This window comes from Amycolatopsis sp. Poz14 (assembly GCF_006704225.1).
Taxonomy (GTDB): Bacteria; Actinomycetota; Actinomycetes; order Mycobacteriales; family Pseudonocardiaceae; genus Amycolatopsis; species Amycolatopsis nivea.
Genome location: NZ_JACLHD010000001.1, coordinates 6,299,828 through 6,317,947, shown reverse-complemented (window position 1 = coordinate 6,317,947; position 18,120 = coordinate 6,299,828). Strand labels below are relative to the sequence as shown.

Below are 18,120 nucleotides of genomic sequence, written 5' to 3'. Positions count from 1 at the left end.
TTCACGGGCTTCAGCGGCGGTCCACCATGATCCGTGCGCCGTCGCCGGGTACGAGGGTGATGTGCCGGGTTTTGACCCGCTCCGGCCGAGGATTGGCCGCGCTGACCCGGTACCGCGCGAACAGCTCGCGCAGCACGATCGTCGCCTCCAGCAGCGAGAAACCGGCCCCCAGACAGCGCCGTGCGCCGCCGCCGAAGGGGAACCAGCTGCCTGCGGGCGGGCCGCTGCCGAGGAAGCGCGTCGGGTCGAACACCTCGGGCGACGGATGGTGCGCCGCGTCCGCGTGGATCATCGAAATCGACGGCAGCGCCATGTGCCCGGCCGGAACCGTGTAGGGCCCGACCTGGACGTCCTTCGTGAGCTTCCGCGAAACCTCGGAGATGATCGGCCGCAGCCGCATCGCCTCCTTCGCCACCGCTTCCAGGTACTTCTCGTCGCCCTCGCGCGCGGCGCGGGCGGTGGTCGCGGCGGTGACCGGATCCCGGGCGAGCTCGTGCAGCGCCCAGGCCAGCGCGGTCGCCGTGGTTTCGTGCCCGGCCAGCAGCAACGTGATCAGCTGGTCGCGCAGTTCGAGGTCGCTGAGCTGATCCTCCCCGGGCACGGTCAGCAGCCGGGACAGCACATCGGTCCGCTCCGCCAGGTCCGGTGCGGCTCGCCGCTCGGCGATCTCCGCGTACAGCAGTTCGTCGACCCGTTCCTGCCGCTCCCGGTTCCGCCGCCACGGCCCGAACTTCTGCAACGCCGGGCTGTGCCATCCGAAGAGATCCAGCGCGCTGATGTCGATGACCTGCTCCAGCGCCACGCGCAACTCCGCCAGCCGCGGTCCGTCGGTCACGCCGAAAACGACCCGCAGGATCACTTCCAGCGTCAGCGCCCGCATCCGGTCGTGCACCCGGAACGCCCGGCCCTGCGGCCACCGTTCCAGCTCCGCGACCGTCAGCTCGGTGACCATGTCCCGGTACCCGCGCATCGCGGCGCCGTTGAACGCGGGCATCAGCAGCTTCCGCGCCCTGCGGTGCTCCTCCTCGTCGGTGAGCAGCACCGAATGCCCGCCCAGCATGGGTTTGAGCACCATGTTGCCCTCGCCGGCGTGGAACGTCTCGACCGGACCGGCGAAGATCTCGCGGACCAGGTCGAGGTCGCCGACCAGCACCACCGAACGCTCGGGATACAGCTTCAGCCGCACGACGTCTCCGTAGCGCCGTCGCAGCACCGGCAGCAGGGAGTTGCGGAAAGCGCCGAAAAGGAGGGTTTGCACCGCCATCGGCAGCCGGGGACCGGGCGGGAGAGCGGAACGGGCGCGGATCGGCGTGCGCAGAGCCATGCTTCGTTCGTACTCGCGCCGGAGCGCGGTGTCCACCAGACTTGACCCTCACGCGACGTGAGGCGTGATCGTGGTTCTCGCAAGGGCCATTCGGCCGAAGAAACGACAGGGGAGAGCGATGGGCTACCGGGTGGGCGAGGCGGCGGCGCTGGCCGGCGTCACCGTGCGCACGCTGCACCACTACGACGAGATCGGGCTGCTGTCGCCGAGCGGGCGGACGACGTCCGGCTACCGGCGCTACGACGAGGCCGATCTCGACCGGCTGCAGCGGATCCTGCTCTACCGGGAGCTCGGCCTTCCCCTGGAGACGATCGCGTCCGTGCTCGCGGATCCGGGAACCGACGCCGACGCCCACCTGAAACGGCAGCGGGAGCTGCTGGTGGCGCAGGCGGACCGGATCGAGCGCATGGTCGCGGCCGTCGATCGATTGCTGGAGGCGAGAGCCATGGGCAACGCGTTGACGCCCGAGGAGAAGTTCGAAGTGTTCGGCGGGTTCCAGGTGCCGGACGGCTACTCGGAGGAGGCCGTCCGGCGCTGGGGGAGCTGCCCGGAGTGGCAGCAGTCGCAGCTGCCGGAGACCAAGGAGCAGTGGACTGAGGCGGAGCGGCAGCGGAAGGACTGGGTGAGCCGCCTGGTCGCGCTGGTCGACAAGGGCGAGCCCGCGGACAGCCCGGCGGCCGGGCAGCTAGCCGAAGAGCACCGGGCGATGCTGTCCGCGGTGATGGGGGAGTGCGGGTACGAGATGCAGCAGAAGATCGCGGACCTGTACGCGGACGAGCCCGCGCAGCTGGCCTTCCTGGTCCGGGAGGACGAGCAGCGGCCCGGCATCGGGGCGTACGTGCGCGACGCCGTCCGGGCGAACGTCGTCCGGCAGCGAGCCTGACCGTACCGGTGGGAGGGACACGCGGCTGTCCCTCCCACCGGGTGGGAAAGCGGACGGACGTCACGCTTACAGTCGGAGGCATGCAGACTTGGTCATCCGTCGCCGTGCCCCGGCTGCCCGGCACGCCCCGTCCCCTCCGGCTTCACGACACCGCGACCGGGCAGGTCCGCCCGACGGCACCCGGAGCCGCCGCCCGGATGTACGTCTGCGGCATCACCCCCTACGACGCCACCCACCTCGGCCACGCCGCCACCTACCTCGCGTTCGACCTGGTCAACCGGGTGTGGCGGGACAACGGGCACGAGGTGCACTACGTCCAGAACGTCACCGACATCGACGAGCCGCTGCTCGAGCGCGCGGAACGCGATTCGGACGACTGGATCGTGCTCGGCATGCGCGAAACGGCGCTGTTCCGCGAGGACATGGAGGCGCTGCGGGTGCTGCCGCCGCGGCAGTTCGTCGGCGCGGTCGAGGCGATCCCGGAGATCGTCGAGGTCATCGCGAAGCTGCTCGCCGACGGCAGCGCCTACCGCGCGGACGACGCCGAGTTCCCGGACGTCTACTTCGACCACAACGCGACCGGCCGGTTCGGCTACGAGTCGAACTACGACGCCGAGACGATGGCGAAGTTCTTCGCCGAGCGCGGCGGCGACCCGGACCGCCCCGGCAAGCGGCACCCGCTGGACGCGCTGCTGTGGCGCGTCGCGCGCGAGGGCGAGCCGTCGTGGGAGTCGGAGCTGGGCGCCGGACGGCCGGGCTGGCACATCGAATGCAGCGCGATCGCGGTGAACCGCCTCGGGCTCGGTTTCGACGTGCAGGGCGGCGGGTCCGACCTGATTTTCCCGCACCACGAGTACAGCGCCGCGCACGCGGAAGCCGTCGCCGCCGACCACCCGTTCGCCCGGCATTACGTGCACGCCGGGATGATCGGGCTCGACGGCGAGAAGATGTCGAAGTCCCGCGGCAACCTGGTCTTCGTGTCGCGGCTGCGCGCCGACGGCGTCGACCCGGCGGCGATCCGGCTCGCGCTGTTCGCCGGGCACTACCGTGAGGACCGGGCGTGGACCGACCAGCTGCTGGTCGACGCGCAGGAACGGCTGGCCCGCTGGCGCGAAGCGGTCGCGCTGCCTGCCGGACCGGACGCGGAGGACACCGTGGCGCGGCTGCGCGACCACCTCTCCGACGACCTGAACACGCCGAAGGCCCTCACGGCGATCGACGCGTGGGTCACGTCGGCACTGCGCCGCGACGGCACCGACCAGGCCGCCCCGGGCCTGATCAAGGAGGCCGTGGACGCGTTGCTGGGCATCGTGCTCTGAGCTTTTCGGGACCGGGCAGTGGCCGGAACACGCTTCCGGCCACTGCCCGCTCTTCTAACTGTATAACGACCTATACATCCTGGCGTTGGCCGTCTGCCAGCGCCAGGTGGTCGCCCTCCCAACGGCGGCGCAACCACCGATCATGCGAAGCAAGGACGACCGCGCCCGGCGCGCTGTCCAGCGCCTCGGACAGCTCCTCGGCCAGGCTGACCGACAGGTGGTTGGTCGGCTCGTCGAGCAACAGCACGTCCGGCGGCTCCGCGAGCAGCACCGCCAACGCCAGCCGGCGCCGCTGACCCACCGAAAGCTCGCCGACCGGCCGGTCGTGTTCCCTCGGCGGCAGCAACCCGAGTGTGGACAGCGAGGGCGCCGCTTCGCCGGCCGCGGCGCGGTACACCTCCTGCGCGGTCCGCTTCGGCAGAGCGAACGTGACGTCCTGCTCCAGCAGCCCCACTCGCACGCCGGGTCCGAAGTGGACAGTCCCGGCCGACGGCGTGAGCTGGCCGGCCAGCACCGACAGCAGCGTGGATTTGCCCGCTCCGTTGCCGCCGGTCACGAGAAGCCGCGCGCTGCGGTCCACGTCCAGCTCGTCCAGCTGCACCCGGCCCGGAACCGCGATGCCGCGCACCGACACCGCCGGCCCTTCGCCGCCGGTGTCCGCGGTGAGCGTGGCCCGGAACCGCAGCGGCGCGGGCGGTTTGCGGACCTGCTCGCGCTCCAGGGTGTCGAGTTTCAGCTGGGCATTGCGGACTCGGCGGGAAATCTGCTTCTGCACGCGACCGGTCTTGAAGTCGTAGAGCATCTTCGCGTTGTCCCGCGGCGCCCGGTTGTGCGCGACGCGGCGCGCGGTGCCGTGCACGGATTCCCGCAGTTGCTTGAGTTCCTCCTGTTCTTCGGTGAACCGCTGTTCCCAGCGGGCCCGTTCGGCCTTTTTCTGGCCGAGGTAGTCGGTGTAGCTGCCGCCGTAGCGCGTCGCGCCGCCGACGCGGCGGTCCGCCGGAACCGGGTCCAGGTCCACGATGTCCGTGCAGACCGCGTCGAGGAACACGCGGTCGTGCGAGGACAGCACGACGACGCCGGTCAGCTCCGCGAGATGGCGCTCGAGGAATTCCATGGCGTTGTCGTCGAGGTGGTTGGTCGGTTCGTCGAGCAGCAGGATGCGCGGCCGCCGCACCAGCAGCGCGGCCAGCCCGAGCCGCGACCGCTGGCCGCCGGACAGCGTGTGCAGCCGCCGGTCGTGCCTGATGTCGCCGAGCCCGAGCCCGGCGAGGACGAGGTCCGCGCGCCGGTCCGCGTCCCACAGGTCGTGGGCCTGCGCCCATTCCAGGACGTGGCCGTACTCGCTGAGCACCTCCGGGTCGTCGGGGCGCTCGGCGAGGACGGCGGCGAGCTTGTCGAGCGTCGCCGCGGCGGTGCGGATCTCGGCGAGCGCCTCGTCGAGGACGTCGGAAACTCGTGCGGTGCCGTCGAACGGCAGCTCCTGGAAGAGGAAGCCGAGGTCGCCGTGCCGCACGACGTCGCCGCCGCGGGGGACTTCAAGTCCGGCGAGCAGCCGGAGCAAGGTTGATTTCCCGACGCCGTTTTCGCCGACGAGACCGATCCGCCTCCCGGGCGACGCGACGAGCGAGACGCCGTTGAGGACGGTGCGGGCGCCGTAGCCGAAAACGAGGTCGGAGGCGTGCAGGACAGTAGACATGAGCGATCACCGGGCCTTTGCGGTGGAAGCGAAATCCCCGACGGGCAACGCGCGGCTTCCCGGGAGCGGGGCTCGACCGGGAGCGGCCTCGATGCGGGGAGGGCTCGGCTCAGCTGTCCATGATGGGCGGGAGCTTAACGCGGGGGCGGCGGGGAAGCGCAACCGGTTTTTCGGGCGCTCGGTTCGGGCCGGTCAGGATTCTCGCGGCGGCAAGGCCGGATGGCCGGTGGGGTAGATGCCGACCGCGAAGCCGTAGGTGGTGTCCCCGGACCGGGGCAGCCGGTCGAACTCTTCGACGAGTTCGGCCATCCGGTCCCAGAACTGCGAGGCCTGGTCCGGGGAGATGCGTGCCTGCCGGATGAAGCCCCACAGCTTTCCCGCCTCGAACGCCTCGGCGGATTCGCGGGCCGCCACCTCGAAGTCGTTGAAATCCCTCGCGTTCCCCATGGCCGGCCCCGGCTCGACGAAGAACATGCGCGCGGTGCGCCCGTAGAACCGTTCCTCGACGGCGCGGACCCGGCGCGTGCGAACGACCTTGAGCAGGCCGTTGACCTCGAGCACGCGCACGTGGTGCGCGACCGTGCTCTTGGGGCGGCGCACCGCCGCCGCGAGCTCGCTCACAGTCGCGGCTCGCTCGTGCAGCAACTGCAGGATCGAGGTGCGCAACGGGTGTCCGATCGCCTTGACCTGCGCGGGTTCGGTCAAGGCCAGCCGATCGGCGAGTGCGTAGTCGGGCGGGTTGTTCGCCATGGCTGAACAGACTAGCGTTGCCGAACGTTCCACATAACTGGTTCGTTCACTGAGGGGATTTCCGGCATGGCCGAAATCGTGCTGTACCACCACATCCAGGGCTTGACCGACGGCGTGCGCGGTTTCGCCGACGAACTGCGCCGGGACGGGCACACCGTCCACACTCCCGATCTGTTCGGGGGCCGGACGTTCGCCAGCATCGAAGACGGCTTCGCCTTCGCCCGGGAGACCGGCTTCGAGCAGGTGCGGGAACGCGGGATCGCCGAGGCGGAGGCCCTCGGGCAGGACCTCGTGTACGCCGGGTTCTCCTTCGGCGTCACCGTCGCGCAGCGCCTCGCGCAGACCCGGCCGGGAGCGCGCGGCGCGCTGTTCTTCGACTCCTGCCTGCCGGTCAAGGAGTTCGGGACGGCGTGGCCGGAGGGGGTTCCGGTGCAGATCCACGGCAAGGAGAACGACGAGTTCTTCGAGGAGGACCTGCCGTCCGCCCGCGAACTCGTCAGCTCCGCCGAGAACGCGGAGTTGTTCGTCTACCCCGGCGACCAGCACCTTTTCGCCGACTCCTCGCTGGCCGCCTACGACCCCGAGGCAGCCGGTCTGCTCCTGGAGCGCGTGCGCTCGTTCCTCGCCTCGCTCTAGCCGGGCGCCTTGACGCGGGGGCAGCCGCCTGCAACTCTGAAAGAATCGTTTCGAAAGAAACCCTTCAGAGTTAGGCGGGCCGATGACCGAACTGCCCCCGCGCAAGCGGATCGACGACGTCGAGCTGCTGCGGGCCCTCGCGCACCCGCTGCGGTCCGCGCTGGTGCACCACCTGATGGCGGTCGGCCCGTCGACCGCCAGCGAGTGCGCGGACGCGGTCGGCTCGACCGCGTCGAACTGCAGCTGGCATCTGCGCAAGCTGGCCGAGCACGGCCTGGTCGAGCGAGCCGAGGGCGGCGACGGGCGGGAGCGGCCGTGGCGGGCCTGCCAGGTCGGGCTGGTGCTCGGCAGCCCGGACGGCGATCCGGCGCTGGAAGCGGCGCAGCTGGCGGTCGCGGGAACTGAGCTGGCCGAGGAACAGGAGCTGACCCAGCGGTACCTCGACACGGTCGAGCGGCTTGATGAGGACTGGCGCGAGGCGGGCGGCTTCTTCTCGTACGGCCTGAAAGCGACACCCGAGGAAGTCGGCGCGCTGACGAAGGCGATCGACGACCTGGTCCGGCCGTACGTCAGCACGATCCGCGAGGACGCGCCCGCCGACGCCCGCGCGGTCTTCCTCGGAATGCGTGCCTTCCGCCGGATCGGGCACGACGGGAAACCGGCGTGAGACGGCTGCTGGCGGCACCGGGATTCGCCCGGCTCTGGGTCTCCGCGTTCTTTGGCGAGACCGCCGAGTGGATGCTGCAGGTCGCGCTGCCGGTGTACCTGTTCGTCCGCACCGGCTCCGCGGTCACGACGGCGTTGAGCATCGTGCTCGGCCTGCTGCCCGCGGTGCTGCTGAGCCCGGTCGCGGGGATCGTCGCCGACCGGTGGGACCGCCGGGTCGTGCTGGCGACGGTGTGCGTCGGGCAGGCGGTGGTGGTGCTGCCGCTGCTGGCGAGTTCCGAGCTGCCGGTCGCGGCGGTCTACGCGGTGATGGCGGCGCAGGCAGGGCTGGCGTCGGTGTTCGAACCGGCGCGCAGTGCGTTGGTGCCGGAGCTGGTCGGCGTCGAGGACGTCACCCCGGCGAACGGGCTGATGAGCGTGAACGGCAGCGTCGCGCGGCTCGCGGGCGGCTGGGCCGGGGGAGCGCTGCTGGGCTGGGGCGGTCTCGAGCGCGTGATCATCGGCTACCTCGTCGCGCTCGCGGCCGCGGGGATGCTGCTCGCGTTCCCCTTCCGCCGGGCGGCGGTGCGCAAGACCGCGCCCGAGCAGACGGATTGGCTCGCGGGCGTCCGCGATCTTGCGGGCAAGCGGCTTCGCGCGACGAGTGTGTCGGCGCTGCTGACCTCGCTCGCGCAGGGCATGTTCCTGGTGCTGTTCGTGGTGTTCGTGCTCGACATCCTGCGCGGCAGCGAGGCCGATGCCGGGCTGTTGCGCGGCGTGCAGGCGATCGGCGGCCTGGCCGCCGGGTTCGCGGTGGCGACGCTCGCGCGCCGGGTCGCGCCGGTGCTGCTGCAGGGCTGGGGGCTGGTCGCGGCGGGGCTGATGTCGGCGGCGATCTGGAATCTGCCGGGCGCGACCACGGTCCTCGGGGTGTACGTCGGTCTGTTCATGGCGGTCGGCGCGCCCGCCGTGGTGGCCGGGGCCGGGCTGCTGTCGCACGTGCAGGCGGAGACCGGCCCGGATCGCGCGGGACGGGTGCTGAGCACGGTGTACGCGCTGATGGCGGCGGGCACGGCGGCCGGTTCGCTGCTGGCCGGCGCGCTCGTCGCGGTGACCGGGCCGACAGTGCTGCTGAACGTGCAGGCAGGACTCCACGTGAGTGCCGGGCTGGTCGTTCTGGGGTGGGGGAATGGGCGGTTCCGGCGCTCCCGGGCGCGGAAAGTCGTTACGGTGGACGAGTGCCGTCTCTCTTCGCCACCAGCGACCTCCACGTGACCCACGAGGGCAACGGCCCGATCGTCGACGAGGTCGTGCCCGACGATCCCGGCGACTGGCTGCTCGTCGCCGGCGACGTCGCCGAGTCCGCCAAGGTCATCCGCGAGACGCTCGCCAGGCTGCGCGAGCGGTTCGCGAAGGTCGTGTGGGTCCCGGGCAACCACGAGCTGTGGACCACGCCGAACGACGCGTGCCAGCTGCGCGGCCAGGCTCGGTACGAATTCCTCGTGGAGCAGTGCCGCGAGATCGACGTCCTCACGCCCGAGGACGAGTTCCCGGTGTGGGACTTCGGCCCGGAACCGCTGACCATCGCGCCGCTGTTCGTGTTCTACGACTACAGCTGGCGCACCCCGGCGACCGAGGGCAAGACCCGCGAAGAAGCGCTCGCGCACGCCCGAGAGATCGGCGTCGTGTGCACTGACGAGTACTACCTGCATCCGGACCCGTACGAGTCGCGCGCGGCTTGGTGCGAGCAGCGACTGAAGGTGAGCCGCGACCGGCTGGACGCGATCCCGGCCGACCGCCGCACGATCCTCATGTCGCACTGGCCGCTGCACCGGCACCCGACGAATCCGTTGTACTACCCCGATTTCGCGCTCTGGTGCGGCACCACGCAGACCGAGGACTGGCACCTGCGCTACCGGGCCGAGCTGGCCGTCTACGGGCACCTGCACATCCCGCGCACGACGTCCGCCGACGGCGTGCGGTTCGAGGAAGTCTCGCTCGGCTATCCGCGCGAGTGGCGGAAACGGGAGCGCGGCGCGGTTCCGGTGCGCAAGCTGCTCACCGCCTGAGCGCGACCGGCCTGCCCGCGCAGACCGGTCGCACCCTTCGGCGGATCAGTCGAACGAGAGCCGGCAGGCTGTCGCCGCGACCTGCGCCGGAACGTAGGCGCGGCGCAGGACCCAGTAGCAGTCCTCGAACGTGCCGGCGTCGCACGCGTCGTGCGCGAGCCAGGGCTCCACGTCGTATTCGCCCACCGCGTAGTCCATGCACGCGCCGAAATCATCCGCCTTCACCGGCGAAACCGGTGCCGCCGACGCTGTCGCCGCCGACGCGGTGATCGCGCCCGCCGCGAGCACCGCCGCCGCTAGTGCCTTGCCGAACATTCCCGTACCTCCTGGTCCGCGCGACGTCGCTCGCGCCAGGCCAAGTCAACGAGACGGGCTCGCCGCGGCACCAGAGCAGCGCGGCGCGATCAGCCGGCGGCGCAAGCACCGTCATTCGGGCGAGCGGCGCGGATGACTTTCCGTAGTTCGGAAATCACGGTGCGTTCCCTCGGCGGTGCGCGAGGGACACCCGGTCCCGAGACGGGGTCGTCTGGGCGGGGGCGGCTTTCGAGGTACGTGAGGGGAACCCTGAGGGAATCGGATTCCCTCAGGGTTCCCCTCACGTACTTAAGTCGCTGGCATGGGGGTCAGCGGAGGCCGAACCCGCCGTCCTGTCCGGGACGGCGCCGCCGCAGGTAGCGCTCGAACTCGGCGGCGATCTTGTCGCCCGAGACCTCCTCCATGGTGAAGTCGGTCTCGGCGTCGCCGCGTTCCTCGAGGCTGCGCACGTACTCGCTGATTTCCTCGTCCTCGTCGGCCATCTCGCTGACCGTCTGCTGCCATTCCTCGGCCTGCTCCGGCAGCGCGCCCAGCGGGATCTCGACGTCGAGGACGTCCTCCAGCTTGTGCAGCAGCGCCAGCGTGGCCTTCGGCGACGGCGGGTGCGAGACGTAGTGCGGGACCGCGGCCCAGATCGACACCGCCGGGATGCCCGCCTGCACGCAGTAGTCCTGGAGGATCCCGACGATCCCGGTAGGGCCCTGGTAGTTGTTCACCTCGAGCCGGTACTTGCTCGCGGTGTCCTTGTCGTAGGCCGACCCGGTGACCGGGACCGGGCGGGTGTGCGCGGTGTCGGCCAGCAGGGCGCCGAGCGCGACCACCATCGACACGTCCAGTTCCTGGACGTGCTCGACGATCTCCGCGCAGAACTTGCGCCAGCGCATGTTCGGCTCCGGGCCCTGCACCAGCACCAGGTCGCGGTCGAAGCCCTCGGGACGGCACACCGACAACCGGGTGGTCGGCCATTCGACCCGCCGGGTGATGCCGTCGACCATCTTCACCGTGGGGCGGCTGACCTGGAAGTCGTAGTAGTCGTCCGGCTCGATCTCGGCCAGCGGCGTCGCGTCCCAGGAAAGCTGGAGGTGTTCGATCGCCTGGCTGGCCGCGTCGCCCGCGTCGTTCCAGCCCTCGAAGGCCAGGATCATGATCGGGCGCGGGGCATCGGCGCGGTCCTGCTCCGGGTCGCCGGGCCGCGGGGTGTCGTCGACAGGCTCACTCACCTGACCAGCCTACGGCCTCGGCCACCTACGCTGCGCAGTGTGTCCGGCCCCGCGTGTCACGGAACGGGTGTGGCCCCGCTCACGGCGGCCCGCGTGGGACGCTGGAGGGGAGCGCGCCCCGCCGGGGCGCCGCACCGGACAAGGAGAAACTGTGACTGCACCGTCCTCTTCGGACGGATTGGCGGCTGTCCTCTGGGACATGGACGGCACCCTCGTCGATTCCGAGAAACTGTGGGACGTCGCGCTGTACGAGGCCGCCGAGGCGCTCGGCGGCACGCTGTCGGAGGAAGTCCGGATGACCCTCGTGGGGTCCAACATGGACGCCACCGCCACCGTGCTGCTGGAGCAGACCGGCCGCCCGGTCACCCCGGAAGCGGTCGCGGAAACGGGGGAGTGGATCCGCCGCCGCACCGCCGGGCTGTTCGACGACGCGCTGCCCTGGCGTCCGGGCGCGCGCGAGGCGCTGGCCGCGATCCGCGCGGCCGGGCTCAAGTCCGCGCTGGTCACCTCCACCGAACGGGCGCTGACCGAACTCGCGCTCGACACGATCGGGCGGGATTTCTTCGACGTCACGGTCTGCGGCGACGAGGTCGACGGCCAGAACAAACCCCTCCCGCGGCCGTACCTGAAGGCCGCCGAGCTGCTCGGCGTGGCGCCGGAGCGGTGCGTCGCGGTCGAGGACTCGCCGCCGGGCGCCGAATCGGCCGAAACCGCTGGCTGCACGGTGCTCGTCGTGCCCAACGACGTCGACGTCCCGGACGGTCCGCGCCGGGTGTTCCGCACGTCGCTGGCCGGCGTCGGCGTGCCCGAACTGGCCGCGCTGCTGCCCCAGCTGTGACCTCGGCGGCTTCCGGGTCACCCGGAGCGGCGCGGACGAGCGCGGGATGAAAGGATTCGGCCCCGTGAAGACCTTCGATGAGCTGTTCGCGGAGCTTGCCGAGCGCGCGCGTACCCGTCCCGACGGGTCCGGCACCGTCGCCGCACTGGACGCCGGGGTGCACGCACAGGGCAAGAAGGTGCTCGAAGAGGCGGGCGAGGTGTGGATCGCCGCCGAGCACGAGTCCGACGACCGGCTGTCGGAAGAGATCTCGCAGCTGCTGTACCGGGTGCAGGTGCTCATGCTCGGCCGGGGAATCTCGACCGAGGACGTGTACCGCTACCTGTGACGCGCTCGCGCACCGGATACCGAGGAGAGACCGAAATGCTGCGTGTTGCCGTGCCGAACAAGGGAGCCCTCGCCGCCGCTTCGGCGGAGATGCTTTCCGAGGCGGGCTACCGCAAGCGACATGACGGCAAGGACCTGACCGTCCTCGACCCGGTCAACGAGGTCGAGTTCTTCTTCCTCCGCCCGAAGGACATCGCCATCTACGTCGGTTCCGGCGAGCTCGACCTCGGCATCACCGGCCGCGACCTCGCGCTCGATTCGGGCGCGCCGGTCGAGGAGGTGCTCGCGCTCGGGTTCGGCGCCTCGACCTTCCGCTACGCCGCTCCCGCCGGACGGGACTGGAAACCGGCCGACCTGCACGGAAAGCGGCTCGCGACGTCGTACCCGCGGCTGGTCCGCGACGACCTCGCCCGCCACGGCGTCGAGGCCGAGGTCATCCGGCTCGACGGCGCCGTGGAGATCTCGATCCAGCTCGGGGTCGCGGACGCGATCGCGGACGTGGTCGAGTCCGGGCGGTCGCTGCGGCAGCACAATCTCGTGGCGTTCGGGGAGCCGATCTGCGCGTCCGAGGCGGTCTTGCTGCAGCGGGCCGGGAGCGAAGGATCCCGGGCGAAGTCGCAGCTCGCGGCCCGGCTGCAGGGCGTCGTTTTCGCGCAGCACTACATGATGCTCGACTACGACTGCCCGCGCGACATCCTCGACCAGGCCATTTCGATCACGCCGGGACTGGAGTCGCCGACGGTCGCGCCGCTGGCGGACGAGAAGTGGGTCGCGGTGCGGGCGATGGTGCCGCGCAAGGAAGTCAACCGGATCATGGACGAGCTCGCCGAAACCGGCGCGAAAGCCGTGCTGGCGTCCGACATCCGGTCCTGCAGACTCTGATTGCGTCGGCTCCGCCGCCGCGGCGGGATCGCCTTCAAGTCGGCGTTGGGGCGAAGCGGCATGAGGGGCCTGGCGGCCTGTCACGCCGCTCCACCCCAACGCCGACGCGATCCCGCGTTGTTGTTGAGTCCGAAGTGGACGATGTTTAACGAGGACGGTTCGGGCGCTTCGGCATCAGGTCGTACAGCCTCTTGCGCGCGCCGTTGTCGTTGACGTTGCGGGCGACGGCGACCTCGGAGATGAAGTCCTCGAAGACGAACTCGTCGTCAGCGGGAACCTCGGTGGGGCCCGGGTTTTGCGCCAGGTAGCTGTCCAAGGTCTCGGCGATTTCCCGGAAAGACACCGCTTGGATGGTTTCCGGGGCGAACGTCGTGACCGGGACGCCGTGCGCCGCTGCCTCGTTCATCACGACGCCCAGCGGAACGTGCGAGAGCATCGGGACGCCGAAGGAGTACATCTCCTGGAGCGCGGCCGCGGCGTAGTGCGAGATCGGGCGGCGGTACAGGCCCGGCACGATGCCGAACCACGAGATCGGGGCGCGGCCGGTGGTCTGCTCGACGTAGCGGACCTGTTCCGACAGCAGGCGCAGCGCCCGGATGCTCGTCTTGTCCGGCTGGACCGGCACCAGGATCCCGTGCGACGCCGCCAGCGCGTTGTTCGTCAGCACGTCCTGCGCCGGCGGGCAGTCGATGATCACGTGGTCGTAGTGCGCGAACTGGATCACCCGCGCCAGCTGCCAGCCGGGCACCCGGAACTGGTCCAGCCTGCGGATCAGGTCGAACATCCCCGGCGACGTCGGGATCACGTCGAACGCGCCGCCGCGGCCCAGGTTGCTGCGCGGATGCGGCACCGCCAGCTGCTCGATCGGGCCCTTCCACAGCTTGGTCAGCGCCTTCGCCAGGCTCGGCGCGTCCGCCGGGACCTCGTCCATGCCGAGCATCTCGGTCGTCGCGTGCCCCTGCGGGTCGAGGTCGACGAGCAGCACCCGCCTGCCGCGTTCGGCGAGGGCCGCCGCCGCGCCCACGCTCAGCGAGGTTTTGCCCACCCCGCCCTTCTGGTTGACCACCGAGGTGATCTGCATGCCGGAGCGCTCCCTTGTCGGTCGTTCCGCGAAGGCTATCGGACTTGCCCGCCGCGGCGCGCTCATCCGCCCCCGGCCTGTCGCGGACGCACCAGCAAAGCCTGCGCGCCGGTGCCGACCGGACCGGAACGATCGTGCAGCGTACTGCTCGCGGTGCCGATCCCGTGCGGCCCGACCAGCGTGACCGCGTCCAGCCCGATCCACTCGCCTTCGGGGATCCGGCGCAGGTGCACGGTGAGTTCCGAGTTGATGAACCACCACTTCGCGGCCGGCAGGAAATGCGACACCCCGTTGCCGGAGTCGGCGATGGCGAACAGCCGCTGCAGCCCCGTCGGCTCCTCGCCGTCGACCAGCGGATACCGCTGCCGCGCCCACACCGCCGCCGGGCCGGGTGCGGAGATCGAGCCGCGCACCGCCCGCCATTCGATCGCGTGCAGGTAGCCGCCCTCCCAGTCGTCCGGGAAAGCCGCCTCGCTGCCCGCGTCGGCCGCGGGCAGCAGCGGACCGCCGTCGGTGGCGATCTCGGCGGTGTCGGACGTCGCGATCCGCCATCCCGACGCCCGCGCGACCGTCCGGCCGTTCGCGGACAGCTCGGACTGGACCAATTCGACCGTCCGGCCCGGCCGTTCGACCCACGACCGCTGCTCCAGTTCGCCCACCGGAGCCGGACCGAGGATTTCCACCGTGACCCGGGCCAGCTGCGCCGGATGCGGCGACTCCAGCCGCTCGAGCCCGCGCACCAGCAGCGCCGACGGCGGGCCGAAATGCTGCGCGCCGGGACTCCACGGGCCGGTGGTGTGCTCAGTCGCCTCGTACCGCTCGCCGCCGAGCGGGAGGAAGAACGCGTCGCCCATCAGTCGGCCCGGTCCAATACCGTCTCCTCGCCCGGATCCGGCTCCGGCCAGCCCGGATACTCCGGCGGCGTCCCGCCGAACTCCGGGCAATGCGCCTGATGGTCGCACCACGAGCACAGCCTGCCCTTGTTCGGCCGGAAATCGCCGGTCTTGCCCGCCTTCAGGATCGCCTGCCAGATCGCTTCCAGCGTGCGCTCGAACCGGACCAGCTCGGCCTCGTCCGGCGTGTAGGCCAGCGACTGGCCGTCGGTCAGGTACATCAGCTTCAGCTGCCGCGGGACGACCCCGCGCAACCGCCACAGCACCAGCGCGTAGAACTTCATCTGGAAGAGTGCTTTGGCCTCGCCGATTTCCCGAGGAGCGGCCCCGGTTTTGTAGTCCACGACCCGGATCTCGCCGGTCGGCGCGACGTCCACCCGGTCGATGTACCCGCGCAGCAGCACCCCCGAACCCAGCTCGATCTCCACGTGCAGCTCGCACGCCTCCGGCTCCAGCCTGCGCGGATCCTCCAGCTCGAAATACGAATCAAGCAGCTTTTCGGCCGAGGCCAGCCACTTGTCGGTCTCCCCGGGTTCGCCGTCCGCGAACAGCTCCGTCCACTCCGGACTGTCGCTGGACAGCTCCGTCCAAGTCGGCGCGAGCAGCTCCTTCGCCCGCGGCGCGACGCGTTCGGCGGCGGGCAGCGCGAAAAGCCGCTCCAGGACCGCGTGGACGAGCGTGCCGCGCAGCTGCGCCCGGGTGGGCACCTCCGGCAGCCGATCGACCGCGCGGAACCGGTAGAGCAGCGGGCACTGCTTGAAGTCGCTCGCCCGGGACGGCGACAACGCGGGCCGCCTGCGGGCAGGCGCGTCGGAACCGGGAGGGGTGGTGACCGTAGCGGTGTCGGACATGGGGCAGAGCGTAACGCCGGGCACCGACAATTGTTCGGCGCAGTGTCTGATGGCGCCGACTCCGTCGTCGCGGGCGGGATCGCCTTCAAGTCGGCGTGCCGAGGAGCAGCGCGCCCGGCCCGGGGGCCGTGCACGCTGCTCCTCGGCACGCCGACGCGATCCCGCGTGGGGGCCGGGTCGGGAGTGAGGGCTTGGGGGTGGCTGGGTTTTGGTGGCTGGGTTGGGGGGTGTTGTCGCTAGGGTCGGGGTGGTGGGGAAGGCAGGCGGGGTGACGCCGCAGGGGGCGGGGTGGTTGCCGGGCGGGTTTCGGATGGGGCGGCATTCCCATGCGAGCGGGCAGCTGGTTTACGCGGCCAGCGGGGTGTTCGCCACCACTACCGAGTTCGGGACCTGGGTCGCGCCCGCTGATCGCGTTACGTGGACTCCACCGGGGTTCGAGCATTCCCACCGGTTCTACGGACGCACGGACGCGCGGATTCTCGCTGTTCCCGCTGAGGAGTGCGGCGCGTTGGCTCGGCAGCCTTGCGTGTTCGCGGTGTCGCCGTTGCTGCGGGCGGGCATTTTGGCGTTGACCGGCGAGAAGGAGCGGTCCGACGAGGCGGTGCGGCGGGTTCGGGCGGTGGTGCTCGACGAGCTGGGGGAGGTTCCGGGGGAGTCGTTGCATCTCCCGGAACCGCGCGACGACCGGTTGCGGGCCGTCACCGAGATGCTGCACGAGGACCCGGGGCGGGGCGAGACGCTGGCTGAGCTGGGGCGCGTCGCGGGGGCCAGCGAACGCACGCTCAGCCGGTTGTTCCATGCCGATCTCGGCATGAGTTTTCAGCGGTGGCGCACGGTGTTGCGGATCCACCACGCGTTGTTCCAGCTCACCGGGGGCGCATCGGTGACCGACACGGCGATCGCCTGCGGATGGTCGAATCCGTCGGCGTTCATCGGGGCGTTCACGGCGCTGGTCGGGCAGACGCCGGGGCGGTACCAGGCCGGATTGCGCGACCGCGGCGAGTAGCGGGAGCAAGTTGGCGGGTTTTCGTTACCGGGCGCCCGATGCTCGGTGGCCGCCGGTCCGCGGCCGGGAAGAGAGTGGTGATCATCCAGTTCACCAGCACTCTTTCGGGGAATGAAACATGGCACAGGCAAACGGGAAAACCACCGTGGTCGTCGTGGGCGGCGGGGTGGCCGGGCTCGCGCTCGGCACGTTCCTCCTCCGCAGCGGGATCCCTTGCACGGTCTTGGAAAAGAACAGCCGCGAGCACGTCGAACAGCGGCAGAGAGCCGGTTCTCTCGACGGCCGCGGCGTGCGGATGCTGCACGAATGGGGAGTCGGCGAGGCCGTCGAGGGCCACGGCGACGAGCGGTCCGACGCCGTCCTGCCGCTGATCCTCCACGGCGACAAGCGCACCTGGCGGATGGACACCGGCGAGGACGGCGCGGGCGCGTTCATCCCGCAGCAAGTGCTCGTCCGGAACCTCATCCGGATCTTCCTCCGCGACGGCGGCGACCTCCGGTTCGAGGCGGAGGACATCGAACTCGACGGACTCGACACCGAGCAGCCCCGGGTGCGCTACCGGGACAGCGAGGGCACTCACACGATCGACTGTGCGTTCGTCGCCGGGGCCGACGGCTTCCACGGCGTCAGCCGGACGGCGATCCCGGACGGAGTTCTCGCCTGCCACAGCCACGAGTTCGGGTACGCCTGGCTGAGCGTCCTGGCGGAAGTGCCCGCCGATCCGTCGGCGGTGATGGCAGTGCACTCCCGGGGCTTCGCCGCGCAGATCACCCGCGGGCCGAACGCGAGCCGGATCTATCTGCAGTGTCCGCTCGACGACACTGTCGGCGACTGGCCGGACGAGCGGGTCTGGGACGAACTCGGCGCCAGGTTCGCCGCGCCGGTGCCGCGCGGGCCGATCGCGACGAAGCAGGTGGTGCCGCTGCGCGGGGTCGTGTTCAGCCCGATGCGCTACGGCAGGCTGTGCCTTCTCGGAGACGCGGCGCACCTGATTTCGCCGATGAGCGCCGAGGGGATGAGCCTCGCGCTGCACGACGCGGAGGTGCTCGCGCACGCGCTCGTCCATCAGGTGGAGAAGGACGATCCGAGTTTGCTGGAGAGCTACTCCGACACCTGTCTGGCGCACGTCTGGGAACGGCAGGCGTCGGCGGTCTGGATGACCGACGCGATGCACGACTCCGGCGACGCCTCCTACCGCGGAGAGTTCCGGAAGCAGGTCGCGCTCGCGAATCTGGAGAACCTCGTCCAGCCGCGCTCCGCCTGACCCGGGCTGGGTCCGTGAAGGGCTCCTTGCCGGAACCAGATTCCCGGAACGAGCCCTTCACGGAACTTCGCGGACCGGCCGGGGCGAGACCGACACCACCCGTCCGGGGAGACCGGGTCAC

19 protein-coding genes are annotated in these 18,120 nt (G+C 70.9%); 11 read left to right on the top strand and 8 right to left on the bottom strand.

Annotated elements, in window-relative coordinates; all coding sequences use genetic code 11:
- Positions 1-10 precede the first annotated feature (10 nt).
- Positions 11-1,324 (bottom strand): cytochrome P450, encoded by a 1,314-nt coding sequence (locus tag FKO37_RS29585; protein ID WP_238608350.1) that lies wholly within the window; start codon positions 1,322-1,324, stop codon positions 11-13.
- Between the two features lie 118 nt (positions 1,325-1,442).
- Between FKO37_RS29585 and FKO37_RS29580 the strand changes: the two genes are divergently transcribed.
- Positions 1,443-2,207: a MerR family transcriptional regulator gene (locus tag FKO37_RS29580; RefSeq protein WP_238606610.1), complete on the top strand. Its 765-nt coding sequence runs from the start codon at positions 1,443-1,445 to the stop codon at positions 2,205-2,207.
- A gap of 80 nt (positions 2,208-2,287) precedes the next feature.
- Entirely contained in the window at positions 2,288-3,526 is a 1,239-nt protein-coding gene (gene mshC, locus FKO37_RS29575) for a cysteine--1-D-myo-inosityl 2-amino-2-deoxy-alpha-D-glucopyranoside ligase (protein ID WP_037806506.1), read from the top strand.
- Between the two features lie 70 nt (positions 3,527-3,596).
- Here the strand turns inward: mshC and FKO37_RS29570 are convergent, their stop codons facing one another.
- Both FKO37_RS29570 and FKO37_RS29565 read right to left on the bottom strand, forming a co-directional pair.
- A complete protein-coding gene (locus FKO37_RS29570) occupies positions 3,597-5,222 on the bottom strand; it encodes an ABC-F family ATP-binding cassette domain-containing protein (RefSeq protein ID WP_238606609.1) in 1,626 nt (541 codons plus the stop codon).
- A gap of 192 nt (positions 5,223-5,414) precedes the next feature.
- Positions 5,415-5,972 (bottom strand): transcriptional regulator, encoded by a 558-nt coding sequence (locus FKO37_RS29565; protein ID WP_238606608.1) that lies wholly within the window; start codon positions 5,970-5,972, stop codon positions 5,415-5,417.
- Positions 5,973-6,038: 66 nt separating this feature from the next.
- Between FKO37_RS29565 and FKO37_RS29560 the strand changes: the two genes are divergently transcribed.
- From FKO37_RS29560 to FKO37_RS29545, 4 genes are all read left to right on the top strand, one after another.
- Positions 6,039-6,608: a dienelactone hydrolase family protein gene (locus tag FKO37_RS29560; protein WP_238606607.1), complete on the top strand. Its 570-nt coding sequence runs from the start codon at positions 6,039-6,041 to the stop codon at positions 6,606-6,608.
- An 82-nt stretch (positions 6,609-6,690) separates the two neighbouring features.
- The gene (locus FKO37_RS29555) at positions 6,691-7,275 is read left to right on the top strand and encodes a helix-turn-helix transcriptional regulator (RefSeq protein WP_238606606.1); all 585 of its coding nucleotides are present in this window, start codon (positions 6,691-6,693) and stop codon (positions 7,273-7,275) included.
- Positions 7,272-8,528 (top strand): MFS transporter, encoded by a 1,257-nt coding sequence (locus FKO37_RS29550; protein WP_134734503.1) that lies wholly within the window; start codon positions 7,272-7,274, stop codon positions 8,526-8,528. The genes FKO37_RS29555 and FKO37_RS29550 overlap by 4 nt, the downstream gene beginning before the upstream one ends.
- On the top strand, positions 8,492-9,322 hold the full coding sequence (locus tag FKO37_RS29545) for a metallophosphoesterase (protein WP_037806499.1): 831 nt from the start codon (positions 8,492-8,494) through the stop codon (positions 9,320-9,322). Before FKO37_RS29550 ends, FKO37_RS29545 begins: the two co-directional genes overlap by 37 nt.
- 45 nt (positions 9,323-9,367) lie before the next feature.
- Here the strand turns inward: FKO37_RS29545 and FKO37_RS29540 are convergent, their stop codons facing one another.
- Both FKO37_RS29540 and FKO37_RS29535 read right to left on the bottom strand, forming a co-directional pair.
- Entirely contained in the window at positions 9,368-9,637 is a 270-nt protein-coding gene (locus FKO37_RS29540; RefSeq protein ID WP_037806498.1) for a hypothetical protein, read from the bottom strand.
- A gap of 308 nt (positions 9,638-9,945) precedes the next feature.
- Entirely contained in the window at positions 9,946-10,857 is a 912-nt protein-coding gene (locus tag FKO37_RS29535) for a PAC2 family protein (RefSeq protein WP_037806497.1), read from the bottom strand.
- 151 nt (positions 10,858-11,008) lie between these two features.
- Between FKO37_RS29535 and FKO37_RS29530 the strand changes: the two genes are divergently transcribed.
- The 3 genes from FKO37_RS29530 to hisG all read left to right on the top strand — a co-directional run bounded on the left by FKO37_RS29530 (position 11,009) and on the right by hisG (position 12,904).
- Positions 11,009-11,695, top strand: a complete 687-nt coding sequence (locus FKO37_RS29530) for an HAD family phosphatase (protein WP_308196550.1) — start codon at positions 11,009-11,011, stop codon at positions 11,693-11,695.
- Positions 11,696-11,759: 64 nt separating this feature from the next.
- A complete protein-coding gene (locus FKO37_RS29525) occupies positions 11,760-12,023 on the top strand; it encodes a phosphoribosyl-ATP diphosphatase (protein ID WP_027927607.1) in 264 nt (87 codons plus the stop codon).
- A 35-nt stretch (positions 12,024-12,058) separates the two neighbouring features.
- Positions 12,059-12,904 carry an ATP phosphoribosyltransferase gene (hisG, locus tag FKO37_RS29520; RefSeq protein WP_037806495.1) on the top strand — a complete coding sequence of 282 codons (846 nt, stop codon included), beginning with the start codon at positions 12,059-12,061 and terminating at the stop codon, positions 12,902-12,904.
- A 145-nt stretch (positions 12,905-13,049) separates the two neighbouring features.
- On the opposite strand, the gene FKO37_RS29515 is transcribed toward hisG, so the two are convergent.
- The 3 genes from FKO37_RS29515 to FKO37_RS29505 all read right to left on the bottom strand — a co-directional run bounded on the left by FKO37_RS29515 (position 13,050) and on the right by FKO37_RS29505 (position 15,729).
- Positions 13,050-13,985 carry a ParA family protein gene (locus FKO37_RS29515; RefSeq protein WP_037806492.1) on the bottom strand — a complete coding sequence of 312 codons (936 nt, stop codon included), beginning with the start codon at positions 13,983-13,985 and terminating at the stop codon, positions 13,050-13,052.
- A gap of 62 nt (positions 13,986-14,047) precedes the next feature.
- Positions 14,048-14,839, bottom strand: coding sequence for a thioesterase family protein (locus FKO37_RS29510; RefSeq protein ID WP_037806490.1), 792 nt, complete (start codon positions 14,837-14,839; stop codon positions 14,048-14,050).
- Entirely contained in the window at positions 14,839-15,729 is an 891-nt protein-coding gene (locus FKO37_RS29505) for a RecB family exonuclease (protein WP_037806489.1), read from the bottom strand. The genes FKO37_RS29510 and FKO37_RS29505 overlap by 1 nt, the downstream gene beginning before the upstream one ends.
- A gap of 310 nt (positions 15,730-16,039) precedes the next feature.
- Here FKO37_RS29505 and FKO37_RS29500 point away from each other — a divergent pair, with 310 nt between their 5' ends.
- Positions 16,040-16,735, top strand: a complete 696-nt coding sequence (locus FKO37_RS29500; RefSeq protein WP_240015475.1) for a helix-turn-helix domain-containing protein — start codon at positions 16,040-16,042, stop codon at positions 16,733-16,735.
- A 118-nt stretch (positions 16,736-16,853) separates the two neighbouring features.
- Positions 16,854-17,999: a 4-hydroxybenzoate 3-monooxygenase gene (locus tag FKO37_RS29495; RefSeq protein ID WP_037806488.1), complete on the top strand. Its 1,146-nt coding sequence runs from the start codon at positions 16,854-16,856 to the stop codon at positions 17,997-17,999.
- Positions 18,000-18,120: the final 121 nt, after the last annotated feature.

Bases quoted from the DNA above. Each gene is read 5' to 3' on its own strand.
- FKO37_RS29495 (WP_037806488.1), top strand. From the start codon at position 16,854: ATGGCACAGGCAAACGGGAAAACCACCGTGGTCGTCGTGGGCGGCGGG.
- FKO37_RS29505 (WP_037806489.1), bottom strand. From the start codon at position 15,729: ATGTCCGACACCGCTACGGTCACCACCCCTCCCGGTTCCGACGCGCCT.
- FKO37_RS29540 (WP_037806498.1), bottom strand. From the start codon at position 9,637: ATGTTCGGCAAGGCACTAGCGGCGGCGGTGCTCGCGGCGGGCGCGATC.
- FKO37_RS29555 (WP_238606606.1), top strand. From the start codon at position 6,691: ATGACCGAACTGCCCCCGCGCAAGCGGATCGACGACGTCGAGCTGCTG.
- FKO37_RS29510 (WP_037806490.1), bottom strand. From the start codon at position 14,839: ATGGGCGACGCGTTCTTCCTCCCGCTCGGCGGCGAGCGGTACGAGGCG.
- mshC (WP_037806506.1), top strand. From the start codon at position 2,288: ATGCAGACTTGGTCATCCGTCGCCGTGCCCCGGCTGCCCGGCACGCCC.
- FKO37_RS29570 (WP_238606609.1), bottom strand. From the start codon at position 5,222: ATGTCTACTGTCCTGCACGCCTCCGACCTCGTTTTCGGCTACGGCGCC.
- FKO37_RS29500 (WP_240015475.1), top strand. From the start codon at position 16,040: ATGGGGCGGCATTCCCATGCGAGCGGGCAGCTGGTTTACGCGGCCAGC.
- FKO37_RS29515 (WP_037806492.1), bottom strand. From the start codon at position 13,985: ATGCAGATCACCTCGGTGGTCAACCAGAAGGGCGGGGTGGGCAAAACC.
- FKO37_RS29565 (WP_238606608.1), bottom strand. From the start codon at position 5,972: ATGGCGAACAACCCGCCCGACTACGCACTCGCCGATCGGCTGGCCTTG.
- FKO37_RS29580 (WP_238606610.1), top strand. From the start codon at position 1,443: ATGGGCTACCGGGTGGGCGAGGCGGCGGCGCTGGCCGGCGTCACCGTG.
- hisG (WP_037806495.1), top strand. From the start codon at position 12,059: ATGCTGCGTGTTGCCGTGCCGAACAAGGGAGCCCTCGCCGCCGCTTCG.
- FKO37_RS29585 (WP_238608350.1), bottom strand. From the start codon at position 1,324: ATGGCTCTGCGCACGCCGATCCGCGCCCGTTCCGCTCTCCCGCCCGGT.
- FKO37_RS29560 (WP_238606607.1), top strand. From the start codon at position 6,039: ATGGCCGAAATCGTGCTGTACCACCACATCCAGGGCTTGACCGACGGC.